Origin of the sequence: Micromonospora sp. BL1 (assembly GCF_003667485.1) — a bacterium.
GTDB lineage: Bacteria > Actinomycetota > Actinomycetes > Mycobacteriales > Micromonosporaceae > Micromonospora > Micromonospora tulbaghiae.
Genome location: NZ_RCVK01000416.1, coordinates 13,840 through 28,327 on the forward strand (window position 1 = coordinate 13,840; position 14,488 = coordinate 28,327).

17 protein-coding genes and 1 tRNA gene are annotated in these 14,488 nt (G+C 70.0%); 10 read left to right on the forward strand and 8 right to left on the reverse strand.

Annotation, left to right across the window (positions count from 1 at the left end; translation table 11 throughout):
* Positions 1-30: 30 nt before the first annotated feature.
* The 5 genes from EAD96_RS30290 (at position 31) to EAD96_RS30310 (ending at position 3,204) form a co-directional block, all read left to right on the forward strand.
* A complete protein-coding gene (locus tag EAD96_RS30290; RefSeq protein WP_121686638.1) occupies positions 31-489 on the forward strand; it encodes a hypothetical protein in 459 nt (152 codons plus the stop codon).
* 256 nt (positions 490-745) lie between these two features.
* Positions 746-1,360, forward strand: coding sequence for a hypothetical protein (locus EAD96_RS30295; protein ID WP_121686666.1), 615 nt, complete (start codon positions 746-748; stop codon positions 1,358-1,360).
* A 130-nt stretch (positions 1,361-1,490) separates the two neighbouring features.
* Positions 1,491-1,844, forward strand: coding sequence for a hypothetical protein (locus EAD96_RS30300; protein ID WP_233586238.1), 354 nt, complete (start codon positions 1,491-1,493; stop codon positions 1,842-1,844).
* A 106-nt stretch (positions 1,845-1,950) separates the two neighbouring features.
* Entirely contained in the window at positions 1,951-2,349 is a 399-nt protein-coding gene (locus EAD96_RS30305; protein WP_121686640.1) for a hypothetical protein, read from the forward strand.
* Positions 2,350-2,574: 225 nt separating this feature from the next.
* Positions 2,575-3,204, forward strand: coding sequence for a hypothetical protein (locus EAD96_RS30310; protein ID WP_121686641.1), 630 nt, complete (start codon positions 2,575-2,577; stop codon positions 3,202-3,204).
* 48 nt (positions 3,205-3,252) lie between these two features.
* On the opposite strand, the gene EAD96_RS30315 is transcribed toward EAD96_RS30310, so the two are convergent.
* Positions 3,253-3,483: a hypothetical protein gene (locus EAD96_RS30315; RefSeq protein ID WP_233586239.1), complete on the reverse strand. Its 231-nt coding sequence runs from the start codon at positions 3,481-3,483 to the stop codon at positions 3,253-3,255.
* 102 nt (positions 3,484-3,585) lie between these two features.
* Here EAD96_RS30315 and EAD96_RS30320 point away from each other — a divergent pair, with 102 nt between their 5' ends.
* Both EAD96_RS30320 and EAD96_RS30325 read left to right on the forward strand, forming a co-directional pair.
* The gene (locus EAD96_RS30320) at positions 3,586-3,918 is read left to right on the forward strand and encodes a hypothetical protein (protein WP_233586240.1); all 333 of its coding nucleotides are present in this window, start codon (positions 3,586-3,588) and stop codon (positions 3,916-3,918) included.
* A gap of 257 nt (positions 3,919-4,175) precedes the next feature.
* A complete protein-coding gene (locus EAD96_RS30325; protein ID WP_121686643.1) occupies positions 4,176-5,042 on the forward strand; it encodes a hypothetical protein in 867 nt (288 codons plus the stop codon).
* Between the two features lie 359 nt (positions 5,043-5,401).
* On the opposite strand, the gene EAD96_RS30330 is transcribed toward EAD96_RS30325, so the two are convergent.
* Positions 5,402-5,872: a hypothetical protein gene (locus tag EAD96_RS30330; RefSeq protein ID WP_121686644.1), complete on the reverse strand. Its 471-nt coding sequence runs from the start codon at positions 5,870-5,872 to the stop codon at positions 5,402-5,404.
* Between the two features lie 252 nt (positions 5,873-6,124).
* Here EAD96_RS30330 and EAD96_RS30335 point away from each other — a divergent pair, with 252 nt between their 5' ends.
* Positions 6,125-6,415 carry a barstar family protein gene (locus EAD96_RS30335; RefSeq protein WP_121686645.1) on the forward strand — a complete coding sequence of 97 codons (291 nt, stop codon included), beginning with the start codon at positions 6,125-6,127 and terminating at the stop codon, positions 6,413-6,415.
* Between the two features lie 432 nt (positions 6,416-6,847).
* Positions 6,848-7,210 (forward strand): hypothetical protein, encoded by a 363-nt coding sequence (locus EAD96_RS30945; protein ID WP_147457963.1) that lies wholly within the window; start codon positions 6,848-6,850, stop codon positions 7,208-7,210.
* Positions 7,211-7,847: 637 nt separating this feature from the next.
* Here EAD96_RS30945 and EAD96_RS30340 read toward each other — a convergent pair.
* The 5 genes from EAD96_RS30340 to EAD96_RS30360 form a co-directional block, all read right to left on the reverse strand.
* Positions 7,848-7,919 (reverse strand) — tRNA-Val (locus EAD96_RS30340).
* 83 nt (positions 7,920-8,002) lie between these two features.
* Positions 8,003-8,470: a peroxiredoxin gene (locus tag EAD96_RS30345; protein WP_120568631.1), complete on the reverse strand. Its 468-nt coding sequence runs from the start codon at positions 8,468-8,470 to the stop codon at positions 8,003-8,005.
* Positions 8,471-8,553: 83 nt separating this feature from the next.
* On the reverse strand, positions 8,554-8,988 hold the full coding sequence (locus EAD96_RS30350) for a DUF3052 domain-containing protein (protein WP_013287823.1): 435 nt from the start codon (positions 8,986-8,988) through the stop codon (positions 8,554-8,556).
* A gap of 110 nt (positions 8,989-9,098) precedes the next feature.
* Positions 9,099-11,543: a transketolase C-terminal domain-containing protein gene (locus tag EAD96_RS30355; RefSeq protein ID WP_233586241.1), complete on the reverse strand. Its 2,445-nt coding sequence runs from the start codon at positions 11,541-11,543 to the stop codon at positions 9,099-9,101.
* 62 nt (positions 11,544-11,605) lie between these two features.
* Positions 11,606-12,076, reverse strand: coding sequence for a MarR family winged helix-turn-helix transcriptional regulator (locus EAD96_RS30360; protein WP_121686647.1), 471 nt, complete (start codon positions 12,074-12,076; stop codon positions 11,606-11,608).
* Between the two features lie 186 nt (positions 12,077-12,262).
* On the opposite strand from EAD96_RS30360, the gene EAD96_RS30365 reads away from it, so the two are divergent.
* Complete coding sequence (locus EAD96_RS30365) at positions 12,263-13,906, forward strand: alkaline phosphatase (protein ID WP_121686648.1); 1,644 nt, start codon at positions 12,263-12,265, stop codon at positions 13,904-13,906.
* A gap of 41 nt (positions 13,907-13,947) precedes the next feature.
* Here the strand turns inward: EAD96_RS30365 and EAD96_RS30370 are convergent, their stop codons facing one another.
* Positions 13,948-14,352, reverse strand: coding sequence for a secondary thiamine-phosphate synthase enzyme YjbQ (locus tag EAD96_RS30370; protein ID WP_030271630.1), 405 nt, complete (start codon positions 14,350-14,352; stop codon positions 13,948-13,950).
* Positions 14,353-14,488: the final 136 nt, after the last annotated feature.

The following is a 14,488-nucleotide window of genomic DNA, read 5'->3' on the forward strand; positions in this document are numbered from 1 at the left end:
TGCCCCCGTACATCGCCTAGCCTCTCGGGCGTGGAGCACCTGCGCGACCTCGCCGTCCGGTTGGCCATGGACGAACCGGTCGGCGACGACCTGCCGATGGCGGCTGCTCACGCTCTGACCCGAGGCGTCGACTCGCCGGGCCTGCGTGAGCTTGCCGGCCTGTCGAAGGGCCAGTCGCGGGAGGCAGTCGATCTGTTCCGGCAGGCGATGGACGAACTCGGCTCGCCGGTGCCGGACGAGCGCGGCGCCCGGCTGCACCTCATGCGTCAGGCAGCGGCGGACATCGTTGCGGGAGACGGTGACGCCGAGGACCTGGCGTACGAGATCTACTGGCACGCGGCCTATTCCCAGTTGCCGGAGCTGCGACCCGTGGCCGATCGCTTCCTGGAGCTGTACGCCGGATGGGGCCCGGCCTTCGACCAGACGGAGGAGGCGATCGCGGCCGCTAAGGTGGCGGCCCTGTCGTTCCTACGCGACCATCCAGCCTGAGCGGCTCCCGCATGTCTCGTCTACCGCAGCGACCGCGCACGGGCAAACGCCAGACGTGATGAGCCATATGCTGCACCCCGAGCGGAAGCGGGGATGCGTGAGGATCGTTGATCGGGTTCGCGGCGGATCATCTGTCGCCGGCGTACTGGTGGTGCTGGGCCTTGCCGGCTGCGTCACACGAGCCGACCCGCCACCGCCTCCGGCGCCCTCAGTGGATCCCGCGCCCTCGGCATCGCCCACCGAGCAGGAGGCGCTGATGGCGACGATTCGCCAGCTGGTCGAGCGGGCCGACGTCGGCGACGACATCCGGGAGCGCACGATCGAGGTCGGCGAGCCCTATGAACCCTGCGACCTGCTCATTGCCGACCCCGACCGGTCGAACGGGGGCGGATTGGAGTTCGATCAGGTGTGGGGCGCGGGCCTGGAGGTCAATCCCGTAGGGATCTTCGTCGACGTCCAGCCCCCGAGAACCCTTCTGAACGTCACGGTGATCGGTCTGCGCGATGCCTCGGCGGCCGCTGCGGCCGCGCGTAGGGCGCGCACCGCACGTTGCCCCAGTAAGGATTTCCGACTCAACATCGGGATGGCCACCGCCCGGTGGGACGCACGCACGATGACCATCGGATCGACGAGCGCGCGGCTGACCACGGCGACGGTGAGCCGGGTGAACCCGGAAAACGCGGAAGGAATGCCGTTCCTGCCCGGCGACGCGCGGCTGATCTTCGCGCACGGCTCGCTGCTCATCAGTGTCGAGGCGCTCGCCTTCTGGCCGCCCAAACTGAGCACCGCCACCGACGTCACCGCAACCGCTCAGGAGAAGGCCACGTCCCTGGCAACGATGATCGTCAAGACCGTCTCCGCGCCAGGTTAGAACCGAGCCGCCCGCCGGCGTCGACACACGCCGGCCGGGTGACTGGCATCAGCGACTGTCATCCATGTTCGCTCAAAAGACCGCAACCCCGAACCACAAGGTGCATTCTCAGCCCACGGCAGAGGACGAGATGGACAACCGTACCGACCCGATCGAAATCATCGCCCGGGTATCAGAGAACCAGGGCAAGCAACGGGCCTTGGAGGTCTGGCTCTACAAGACCCACAAGGAAGGCTGGCGTGTGACAGTGGAGTCGTCCTCCGTCGACCAGCCGGGCAACGACTGCGGAGTAGTGGCCATCGAGGGCCTGAAGTACCGGATTCGTCACACGAAGCGAGTCCGGCGACGCGTCGCCATCGTGCCCGCAGGGCAGCATCTGATCGCCGCTGCCGTCGACTCGGCCACGGGCAGGTCCGAAGGCATCACCTGGACCTGGGAGTTCGACCACGCCGCGTGGGCCGAGCCGATGATCGACGATCACTAGCGCGGGCCACGCACGAATCGGATGGCCGCCGATGCCTTCCTGCCGGCTCTGCGCGCCTCGGCGGGAAACAGGCATGAGGGTGAGCCCGGAGCGATGGAGATTCCGCATGAAGATCCTTTTCTATCCACCGTCCGGTGAAGTCGACATCTCCGGAACCGCCGGTGAATACCACGCCTTGGCCGCGCTGATCGTGGCCGGAAGCGGAGGCCATGCTGCGGAGCCTGACGCCACGGACGACTTCGGCGGCACCGCACTCTCCGGCCTCCAGGTCTCGACCTCAGCCCACCGCATGGTCCTCATCTCGATAGACGACGCACGCGGTGTTCTCCAGATTTCCGGCGCCTCCGCCCCGCTGGCCCTCCTCGCGTCGAACGTCGAGGCAATGGCGGCCGACCAGGGCGGCGGCCACCTGCACATCGACTACTTCCCGGATCACCCCTACCTAGCCCCGACATCGGTCAGCTTGATCGTCAACAGCCCTCACGGTGGCATGCCGACGCGGTAGCCCCACAGCCTGGGTCAAATAGGAGCATCGAGGATTCTGGTGAGGTGTTCCCCGCTGCCCGGGCCTGACCCGAGTTCGAACCGGCTCCGTGCCTTGAAGTCGACCCGTCGACCCAGCAGGCGGGGCACCGTTCTCGGCGCATGCCGCTGGCCGAGGAGCAGGTGCTGACGATTCCCGGCTGATGCTTGAACTGATCGTTTCTCTGCAGCTCTAGGATCGTCGTCCATGCCCGACAGAATGTGGTCGCTGGCCGATTTCCGCTTCGACGAGGCTATCGAGGCTGCCGAGGTGTACCTCGACAACGGGACAGAGCTGAAGCGGATGGCCCGGGACGAGGCAATCGCCTTCGCCCACGAACGGGGTGCCAGTCTCGTGGCTTCGTGCCCGCCGTCCGACGAGGCGGTCCCCTCCTGCGTAGTGGCGAAGGTGAGCCTCCCGCTGCGTTGGGAGCGGGCTCCGCTCGATGAGCCGGTGATCGATGAGCGGCTGTGGTTTGAGGCTCCCTGCGGGCGTGACGTCCTGGTCGGTAACGGCCACACGTTCGCCGGGCGAATGGCAGCGTGGTGTCCCCACGAGAACGTGGGTTACAACGTCTCGCGCGCCGAGATGAGGGCGATGTCGGACGAGGCCCGCTACTTCGCCGCGGGTTTCCTGGCCGGCAGCGAGCCGCGATACCCTGCGGGGGTCGACGGCGAGACTGACGAGGCCGACATGGATGCCTGGCGGGCCGCCCTCGCCCGATTCCGACGTACGGGATCGTGGTACGGCCGCTGGGGAACGTGCCAGGTGTGCGGGTGTGTCCTGCTGCCGGACACCGCCGGCGACCGATGCCACCAGCACTTGGTCGTCGACTGAGCCCTTCTTACGCCCGCCCGTGCTGTCAGCGACTCCCAGCGCCGGGGATCAGGCCCGGCGAGGAGGTTCTTTGCCGCTGACACCAGCGTACGGAAGCGGGACGCCCAAGGCTCGCCAGAGGTCACGGAGCACCTGTCCGAGCCGCTCGCTGTCGTCCGTCGACAGCTCAGCGATGGCCATGCCGGCGGCCTGGTGCTCCCCGACGTTGTAGATCAGGTCGGCAAGCGCCGTCGCTGACGGTCGGTCGAGACGAAGAACCACTTCCGCTTCCTCAGGCATGTCCGGCACCCTACGGCTCCAGCAGCATTCGACGCTCGTCCATCGTCCACCAGAGGTGTCTCGTGCGGCCAAGGTCCCCACGTGATGTGGAACCATGACCGCATGGACCAGGAGACTGCGCCACAGGGGTGGATGCAGCAGCACATGGCCTCCTGGCTCCGCCTCGTCACCACCTTGCGAAGCGAAGGCTGGGAGGCGCAGATGACGTGTGAGGCAGCTCCGGTGCAGATGGAAGGTCACTTGCCGAGCGGCGAGCGGTTCTACTTCCGTGCCCGTCACAGCGATGTATCGCTGGGCATCGGAGGCGAAGACCCTTCGGATATCCCTGAGTGGGAAGAGAGCGAATCACACGAGGAAGCAAGCTGGCTACCAGCTACCGACGCGGAGGCCATCATCCGACGACTCGCGCTCCGATATGCGGGGCGGAAGAGTTGAGGTGTGGCCGGGATTCGCTTCGCGTGGTGGCACCCTTCCCTTGATGGTGGGAGCGGCAGGTGTCGAACCTGCGACCCCTCGCTTGCCGCAGCGGACCTGGCGCGGCTGTGGTTCAGCGGTTGCTGGGCGACGCGTCCGCTGAACGCCGATCAGTGCAGGAGACCGATCGGACCGGTGCTCTTCACATGACTTGGCGGTGCTCTTAACATGATCGGCCGCCGGTCGCGTAGCCGGCGGGCATCGGCCGGGGGTGTGGCGTGGGCAAGCGATCACGTGTCGAGTGGCACGACAACGGCGCCCTCATCTGGACCTGGGGGCTGACGCTGATCGTGTCGGGCGTCGGGCTGCTGCTGTTGGCCGTTGCGGCGGTCCTCTGGGTGGTCCGCGCCCCGGCCGAGGTCGCCGATGGAGGCGGCAGATTCATGGTCCCGGCGATATTCGGTGCCGTCGCGCTTCTGGTGGCGGTGGCTGGACGAATCACCTCGGCCAACGCCCTCAGGTACGCAGACTCGACCCTGCCGAAGGTTCCCCACGAACTGGGGGTGGCACGCCACGTCGGGAGGCAGCGGCGTTCGCTACGACGTCGCAGCGGAATTGCCTACCTGTACATGGCGGTCACCGTTGGCGGGCTCGCCGGCGCCGCTCTGGTGTACTGGGGTGAGCAGCCCCGCGCGGGCAGCCTGCTTGAACTGGCGCTCGCCGCGAGCGGCGGTGCCGGCTGCTACCTGGCCGGGCCGGCCGCCCGGTTCGTCGTCACACCGGAATATCTCCACATCGACACGGCGCTGCGCCGCACATCGGTACCCCGGCACATGCTCGGCGGCTTCTCCCAGCGCGGCGTAAAGATCCGCCTCGACCTGACCAACGGCGATCACGTACAGTTCCGGGTCGACTCACCCATACTGGACGCCGGCGACAGCAGGTACCGAACCAACGGGCGGACCCAGGCGCGCACCGTCGAGCGAATCGTGGCGATGCTGCGCGACGTGACCAGCGCCGGCAGCACCGACAGTCAGGTCGTAAGAACGCCGAGGTGGGCCATGATCACCCTCGCCGTCGCCGCCGGGCTGGTGTCGGTCGCAGCGTTCATCGCGCCAGTCTTCCTACCGGCGCTCGGCCCCTGACCGAGAGACGCTGCACAGCCTCATCGCAAGAGCGGACGATCATCGGGCGCCGTCGGCCCGCCCTTGCACCAGCAGAGCTGCCGTCAGGGCCGCCACGTCGAGACGCAACCTCAACCGACACTTCGCCGGCCATGGAGAGAAAGCCGGCTGCTCCGAGGTCCGGCTGCACGACCTGCGGCACACCGTCGTCTCACTGCTGATGGGTGGTGGGCGCGGCAGGTTTCGAACCTGCGACCCCTCGCTTATAAGTTCTGGGCGCTTCGTCCGGTGGCGTCCATCCGCGTACGCGACCTCTGGCGACTGTCCGCGCTTGGCAGCCGGCGGCCGTCCCCGTGCCATCCCGTTGCTGTCGCTGGCCGCTATGCCTCCGACTCGGGAGTCATAGTGTCGAAGCCCGCTTGCTCGGTGTAGAGGATCGCAGCCCACCGGTCGAAGGTGAGCCTGTGAATGGCTCGCACGATCGCCCAGTCCAGCAGGTAGCCAGACGTAGCGACCTCCGCGAGCGTGTCACAGAAGGTCAGGTCAACGGGGCCCCCTTGGTCAAGCCCGTGATCGATGGCGCTCTTGACGGCATCGGGTCGGGTAACCACACGCAGGACAATTGGAGACGTTTGCTCGCCGGCGGCCACGGCCGTCGGATATCGGTCGCGGACTTCCGCAACAACGTCGCGGTCGCTGGACAGCTCGTACGATGCCCAACCGACACCATCCCCAGCCGGCGTAGCAGCCACCACCGGGTACCGCCTTCGAATCTCCGCGACCAGCTCGTCCAGGAGGCGCTGCGCCACTGGCTCGCCGGACCGCATGAACAAGGTCATAACTTCCGCCACGCAGACATCCTTGCTCAGCCTGCACACCACTGGCACGCAGACGAACCGACCCTCAGCTTGGGAATCGGGTTGATCTACACGGTGGGTAGTTGCAGCATCAGGGAGATTGCTACCGAACGTTGATCCTCGGGCAACTCACGTGTCCCTGGCGCCCCGTGTTGACCGCTGTGTCGGGCACGGATCGGGCACGGGCCTCGCCCAGACGAGACACGCGTCGGTGGCGTAGCTGCCAGCAGGGACGGGTGAGGACACGTGCACTTGGAGATCGACGGCCGCGAGGTGCGAACCGAAGCCGACCTTCACCTGCTCCTGGCCCGTGCTCTCGACTTCGGGCCGTACTACGGTGCGAATCTGGATGCTCTGTGGGACCGACTGAGCAGGGATGTTCCCCGCCCGGTCGCCGTGGTCTGGACTGACTGGCAGGTCAGCGAGAGGAATCTCGGGGCGGAGCGATTCGAAAGGATCTGTGGCCTACTGCGAGCCGTGGAAGCCGAGGACCGAGAGGCTGGCCACGAGGAGCGGTTTACGTTCGAGCTGCGATGACCTCTTCGTCCCGAACGAATGATCAGCCGTCGATGAGCTGGGCGAGTAGCCGGGGTGAGCTGCCGGAACAGTCCACCACCTTCCGTGGACGTCCGGCGTCGGCCGCCCCGGTCGTCACCCAGTTGGTCACCCAACACAAGAGTCAGACGTTGAAGCGGAACCTAGACGGCCTCTCGGCTGACCTGCGGTGGGCTGGTCGACACGCTGGTCACGCTCGCTCCTGGGCTCACGCCGCTCGTACCCGTCGTCACGGTTAGTCACCCGCGCGGCTTCGCTTCTCTTGCGTCCCATAGAGTCACGGCCATGCCTAGCGCGATGACAGCGGGCCAACGATGCAGAACCGTGGCGGTCGCACTACTGGCGCTCCTTCTCTGCGTTACCGCAGGCTGCAAGGCGGCTGATGAGCGAGCGTACTCGATCGATACTGGCTCCATGTCTCTAGACGAAGGACTGCAACTCTACGGACTCGCAATGCCCGATTGTCCAGTGCAGGACTTGCGCTATGCCCTCGTCGGGATGTGGGGTGGGCACGATCTCTACCTACGCTTTTCAGCTACGCCCGCCTGTATGGGGTCATTTCTCGACGCAAACGATATGATCGATATCGGCGAAGCCACCTCGATAAACCCCTTTCCTCACGGCCACCCGAAACTCGGTGATGTTGGTTGGAGCTTCCGCGATGACGCTGGTTACCGGATGTATCACCCGAGAGAATTTCAGGGACGGGATGTAATCGCCGTAGTCGACCCGACCGCAGACCCTCAAGTGGCGAGCGTCTATGGATTCCCGGTTTAGATATTTCGCCTAGAAGCGCTAGTTTCAACGGGCATTGAGACAAGACACAACTTCCTGCCATCCCGTCTGCCATCGACCCGCCCTCCTGGAGAGCAGGCCGCCGCCCGGCCCGCCACGTCAAGACGGACTTGACGCACGTACGGACGCTGGCGGGTCGGGCGGTGGTCTGCTCGGCTCGCCCGGGTCGACGGCGGGCGGGATGGCTCCCCACCGCAACGACCCACGGACCGCGACGCGCCGACGTAGCCCCGGCCATCCTGGAGCCGGAGCGCCCCCGCCGGAGGCGCAGTAACCGCAACCCCGCTACCGACCCGGCAGCCGCCGACGACCCGGCGTGCACTCCCCCATGCCGCGCGGACTGCTGGCCGCGCGGCCCGGCCAGCTGCCGGCCCACCACCTCACCGGACAACGGTCTGTCATCATCCGGCGGCCCACCGGGCTACCCGCCCTCCGCGCCAGCCGCCGGGCGTGTTGCGTGGCCGGAGTCGGAGCGCCAGCGAAGCGACGGACGCGCGCCCAGGCGGCGGCGCGCGCGGCCCGTTCAGGGCCGCCTTGATGGACGGCTGCCATAGACCCTGTTGCTGTCACCGCCGCGAGGAACGATCTTCTCGGGGCGGTTTCTGCTGATGATGAAGGGTGGGCGCGGCAGGTTTCGAACCTGCGACCCCTCGCTTGTAAGGCGAGTGCTCTCCCACTGAGCTACGCGCCCGGAACGCCCGTACGGCGGGCCGGAGCGGCCAGCTTACCTGCCCGCCTCCGGCCCCGCGCAACGACGTGCCTGGGGTGTGGGACTCAGGCGGCGACGGCCTCGGCCAGCGCCTTGCGCCAGCCCTGCTGGTCGCGCGCCTCGCCGGGCATGTTCATCTCGGCGAACCGGACCACGCCGGCCTTGTCGATGACGAAGGTGCCCCGGTTGGCGATGCCCGCTACGTCGTTGAAGACGCCGTACGCCTGCGCCACCGCGCCGTGCGGCCAGAAGTCGGACAGCAGCGGGAACTGGTAGCCCTCCCGGTCGGCCCAGATCTTGTGGGCGTACACGGAGTCGACGCTGACGGTCAGCACCTGGACGTCGTCGTTGACGTACTCGTTGAGGTTGTCCCGCACCTCGCACAGCTCGCCCTGGCAGATGCCGGTGAAGGCGAGCGGGTAGAAGACCAGCAGCACGGTCTTGCGACCGCGGAGGTCGGAGAGCCGGACCTCCTGGTTGTTCTGGTCCTTGAGCAGGAAGTCGGGCGCCTCGGCGCCAACCTCGATGGGCATGCGTGCTCCCTCGGCGATCGGGTCTGGAGATGATCAGCCTGCCACACCCGGCGACCGCGGCCGCCGGGTGTCGGACGCCGCCCCTACTTCTTGCTCTTGGAACCGCGCCGCATGACGAGACGGGCTCCGCTCCAGTCACGGCCGGCGTTGATGGTGGAGGTCTGCTGGAGCCCGGCGGTCTGCGCGCTCTCCGCGACCTCGCTCGGCTCGACGTGGCCGTCGCGGCCGGCCTTCGGGGTCAGGAGCCAGACCACGCCGTTGTCCGCGAGCGGCCCGAGGGCGTCGACGAGGAGCTCGAACAGGTCACCGTCGCCGTCTCGGTGCCAGACCAGAACCGCGTCGACCACCTCGTCGGTGTCCTCGTCGACGAGTTCCCCACAGCGGTCGGTCAGGGCGTCCCGGAGATCGGTGTCGACGTCGTCGTCGTAGCCCATCTCCATGACGACCATGCCCGGCTCGATACCGAACCGGTCCGCCAGGCTGCGTACCCCGTCGGCCTGGCCAGCGGTCGCGCTCACTGTCGAGTGCCTCCTCATCTATCCCTGCTCGTGGCGTCGGGTGACACCGTCGGGCTCAGTCCACACAGTTGCGGCTCGCCGCGCAAGTGGCGCACCGGGTGGAACGGAATTTACCGTGCCAGCAGCGTACGGGCACCCTGGGTGATGGCTTCGGCGGAGACCAGTACCTGACGGGCAGCCGGACCTAATGGTACAAACGAGTCAAGTGCGGCTACGCGGCGCGCGGCGCCCACGTATCCGGTGTCGACGAGCGCGGACAGCACGCCCTCGCCCACCCCGCCGGTTCGCCGTGTCTCGTCCACCACCAGCACCCGGCCGGTCGCCGAGGCCTCCCGGATGATGTCGGCCACCGGCAGCGGGGCCAGCCAGCGCAGGTCCACCACCCGGCTGCCCACGCCCTCCCCGGCCAGCGTGGCCGCGGCGCGCAGCGACATCCGCACCCCGTTACCGAACGTGATGATGGTGAGGTCCTCGGCGGAGCCGATCCCGTAGACGCGGGCCCGCCCGATCGGCACGTGCCGGTCCGCCCAGGTGCCCGGTTCGGCGTACTCGGCGGTCCACTCGTCGTCACCGTCGGTGTACAGGTCACGGACGTGGTAGAGCGCGATCGGCTCCACGAAGACGCAGACGCTGCCGTCCACCCGGGCCGCTGCCAGGCAGGTACGCAGCATCGGCGCGGCGTCGTCCGGCCGGGCCGGCACGGCCACCACCAGCCCCGGTACGTCCCGCAGCGCCCCCAGCGAGTCGTCGTTGCGGTCGTGCCCGCCGAGTCCGTCCGGGCTCGCCAGGCCGGGCACCCGCACCACCATCGGGTTGCGGAACGCGCCCCGGGACAGGAACCGCATGGTGGCCGCCTCGCCGCGGAGCTGGTCCTCGGCGCCGTGCAGCAGCGTCAGGTGGCGGATCTCGGGCACCGGCAGCAGGCCGGCCAGCCCGGCGCCCAGACCGAGCCCGAGGATCGACGTCTCGTCCGGCAGCGTGTCGAACACGCGCGCCGCCCCGAACCGGTCCCGCAGCCCTTCGGTCACCCCGTACACCCCGCCCCGGGCGGCCACCTCGTGGCCGAACACCGCCGTACCGGGATGGTCGAGCATGCCGTCGGCGAGCGCGGCGTTGATGCTCTGCGCCAGCGTCAGCGGGCCGGTCAGCTCCGGCGGCTTGCCGCCGAACGCCTCCGCCCGCGCTCCGGCGCCCGGCCCGGCCGCGTGCGCCGCCGCCTGGGCGACCGCGCGGGACACCCGGACCGGCCGGCGCGGCGCCAGTTCCCGCACGATCTCGACCGGGGAGGCGAGCTTCGGCTCGTCCAGCACCTCCTCGGCGGCGCGGCGCAGTTGCCAGCCCCGCTCGTCGTAGCGGGCGAGCAGTTCCTCGCCCCCGGCGTACCCGGAGGTCACCAGCAGCCGCGCGGTGGCCAGCAGCGGGTCGCGGGCCGCGTCGCCGTCACCGTGCTCCATCAGGCGGACCGTGCTCAGGTGCAGCACGGCGGGCCGGCGCTGCCGGCGTACCCAGTCGGCCGCCTCCGCCGCGATCCGGTAGGTCGCGGCCACGTCCGTGCCGTCGGCGGCGAAGTACCGGATGCCGGGCCGGGACCGCAGCGTGGCGGCCACCCAGCCCTCGGCGGAGGCGCCGCTGTCCGCGCAGAGGAACAGCACCGGGATGCGCAGGCCGGTGTGGTCGTACCAGCCGGTCGTGTTCAGCGCGGCGGTGGCCGTGGCGTGATCGGCCGCGGCGTCGTCGAAGGAGCAGACCACCACGGCGTCGGCGGGCCAGGGCGCCGCGTCGGCCTCGCCGTCGGTGGGCCGCGCCCCGCGGCGCAGCCGCTCCAGCGCCAGCCCCAGGCCGACGGCGCGCGGCAGGTGCGAACCGGCGGTCGAGGTGGTCGGCACGACCGCCAGGTCGGCGCGGCCGAAGACCTTCGCCCGCCCGCCGGCCGCGGGCTCCTCGGCGGAGGCGACGATGCCGCGCAGCACGTCGCGCGCCGCCGCCGCGAACGCGTCGTCGGGCGCGGGCTGCGGCAGATCGGGTACGACGACAGTCGCGTCCCCGTCCGCGTCCACGACGATCCCGGCGCCCACGGGGAGGCTGGCCGCCTCCGTCTCCCCCGGGTCAACGTCGAGATCTTGGTGGGAAACGGCCCCCGGAGGGGCGCTTTCGCTCCAAGAGTTTCCCGGTTTCGGTTTCGGTTCCGGTTCCGGTTGCGGGGAGGTGGCGGGGAAGGCGCCGGCGGCCTGGGCGGCGCGCAGGCAGTAGAACGCGCCGGAGCGGGCGTGCAGCAGCGCGGGGTCGGTCGGCCGCAGCGCGGCGGCCACCGCGGCGTCGCCCTCGTGACCGGCCGACTCGACAGTGAAGTACCCCTCGCCGAAGCCGGACAGCCACCGCCCGGCCAGGTCGAGCAGCCGGCTGGTCACCTGCGCGTCGAACAGGGCCAGCGCCTGCGCCCCGGTCAACGGGCCGCCGTCGGGCAGCGGTTCGCCCAGGTCGCGCCGCTGGTCGGGCGCCCCGAGCGCGGCCAGTTCGGCTCGGAGCCGGTCGTCGAGATCGTGCGGGGTGGTCACGCGGACAGCATTACCGACTCGGGCCCGCCTCGCCCACTCGGACACGTTCCGCCCGGCGTGGCTCAGACCTGCCCACACTCCTGCGGGCAGCCTCCGTCGGAGACCTTCAGCACCAGGTCCCGCAGTGTGGCCAGTTCGTCGGTGCTCAGCCCGTCGAGCAGTCGGGAGTCCGACATCACCTGGCGGAGCCGTTCGCGTACCTGCCGCCCCCGCCCGGTGACCACGAGCGCCTTCTGCCGCCGGTCGGCCGGGTCGGTACGCCGTTCCACCAGCCCGGCCTGCTCCAGCTTGTCGGCCAGGCCGGTGACGTTGGACCTGTCGCAGCCGAGCTGTTCGGCGAGGTCACGGGCCGGGAGCGGGCGGTCCGGGTCGAGCTGGTGCAGCGCCCGGGCGACCGCGGGGGTGAGGCCCAGCGCCGCGATCCCCTCGTCCTGGTGGTGCCGCATCGCGGCGGCGACGTGCAGGATCCGGCGCACGGTCTCCCCGGCCAGCTCCGCCCGGTTGTGGACGGTGGGAACGGTGGTTTGCGCCATCCGATCATCGTATGGACGAGTCGATCTTCGATCAGCCGAACGGTCAGGCACCTCCCGCAACCGATTGCCGATCATGAAGCGCTGTTCGGCGAAAATTCCCGGCCGGTCGTCCGCGCGTCACCTTCCGTCCATCGACGTCCGTGAGGCTTCCCGGAGTCGACGAACCGGACTCCGGGGAGGAAAACCGTGGCTCTGTCCCGACGTACCATCCTGCTCAGCGGCGCGGCGCTCGGCGCCGCCGGCGCGGCAGCCGGCCTGCCGGTCGCGGCCGCCGCGTCGCCCGGCCCGCTGCGCCGCGACCCGTTCACGCTCGGCGTGGCCTCCGGCGACCCCGACCACGAGGGCTTCGTGCTCTGGACCCGGCTGGCGCCGGAGCCGCTGGCCGAGGACGGCCTGGGCGGCATGCCGTCGCGGGTCGTGCCGGTCAACTGGGAGGTGGCCGCCGACGAGCGCTTCCGGCACGTGGTGCGCCGCGGCGTGGCCCTGGCCCGGCCGGAGTCGGCGCACAGCGTGCACGTCGAGCTGGGCGGCCTGCTGCCCGGCCGCGAGTACTTCTACCGGTTCCGGGCGCAGCGCTGGCTGTCCCCGGCCGGGCGCACCCGGACCGCACCGGCGCCGTGGCTGATGCCGTCCGCCCTCGCGATGGCCTTCGCCTCCTGCTCGCAGTACGAGCACGGCTACTTCACCGCGTACCGGCGGCTGGCCGAGACCGAGCCGGAGCTGATCCTGCACCTCGGCGACTACCAGTACGAGTACGCCAAGGACACCTACACCGTGCCCGGCGGCAACCCGCGTGACCACGAGGGCCCGGAGACCCGCACGCTGGCGAACTACCGGCAGCGGCACGCCCAGTACAAGACCGACACCGACCTCCAGGCGGCGCACGCGGTCGCGCCCTGGGTGGTGGTCTTCGACGACCACGAGGTGGAGAACAACTGGGCCGACGAGGTGCCCGAGGTGCCCGATCCGGACTTCCCCGCCCGGCGGGCGGCGGCGTTCCAGGCGTACTACGAGAACATGCCGCTGCGCCGCACCTCGATCCCGCGCGGCATCGACATGCAGCTCTACCGCCGGGTGCGCTGGGGCCGGCTGGCCACCTTCCACATGCTCGACACCCGGCAGTACCGGGACGACCAGGCGTGCGGCGACGGCTACAAGAGCTGCGCGGAGGCGTCCGACCCGGCCCGCTCGATCACCGGCGCCGCGCAGGAGGCGTGGCTGCTGGACGGCTTCCGCCGCTCCGAGGCCCGCTGGGACCTGCTCGGCCAGCAGGTGTTCTTCGCCCAGCGGGACAACAACTCCGGCCCGTTGACGGTGACGAGCATGGACGCCTGGGACGGGTACGTCGCCTCCCGGGACCGGATCACCCGGGGCTGGACGGCCGCCGGGGTGCGCAACCCGGTGGTGCTCACCGGCGACGTGCACGCGCACTGGGCCAGCGACCTGAAGCTGGACTACGCCGACCCGACCTCGCGCACCGTCGGCAGCGAGCTGGTCTGCTCGTCGATCACCTCGACCGGGGACGGCGCCGACTCGCCGACCGGCTCGCACCCGTGGCTGGCGTTCAACCCGCACCTGCGCTTCCAGAACAACCTTCGGGGGTACGTCCGCACCACGATCACCCCGACCGAGCTGACCGCCGACTTCGACGTGCTGCCGTACGTGAGCCGGCCGGACGCGCCCGCGTACACCCGGGCCACGTTCGTGATCGAGGACCGCGTACCCGGGCTGAACCTGACCCACGACCGGCCGCCGGCCGCGGCGCGCACCGCCGCCCCCGGTGTCGACCAGGGCCGGCAGACGGTGGAGGCGGAGACGGCCCGCCCGTGACGGCGCGGCCGGGCCGGGCGCGGGGCGCCCGGTCCGGCCGGTCAGCCGGCCAGGAACGAGAAGCGCACCTGACGGTCGGGGTTGTCGCCGTTGGTGTCGACCAGGCAGATCGACTGCCAGGTGCCGAGCTGGAGCCGCCCGCCGAGCACCGGCAGCGTGGCGTACGGCGGCACGAACGCCGGCAGCACGTGGTCGCGGCCGTGCCCGGGTGAGCCGTGCCGGTGCCGCCACCTGTCGTCGGTGGGGAGCAGGTCGTCGAGCGCCCGCAGCAGGTCGTCGTCGGAGCCGGCGCCGGTCTCGATGATCGCCAGCCCGGCGGTGGCGTGCGGGACGAAGACGTGCAGCAGGCCGTCGCCGGCCCCGGACACGAACCGCTCGGCCTCGCTCGTGATGTCCCGGACGGTCGGCCGGGAGCCGGTCCGGACGGTGATCACCTCACTGCGCATACGGCGCATTCTGCCGCAGTGCCCGGTTCGCCGCCGCGTCCGCCGATAGCGCATCCGGTGATCGCGCAAAGTTACTGATGGGTACCTGTGTTCAGCGTCGCGTCTGGGGGTGGGAGAGGTGACGACACGCGCCACC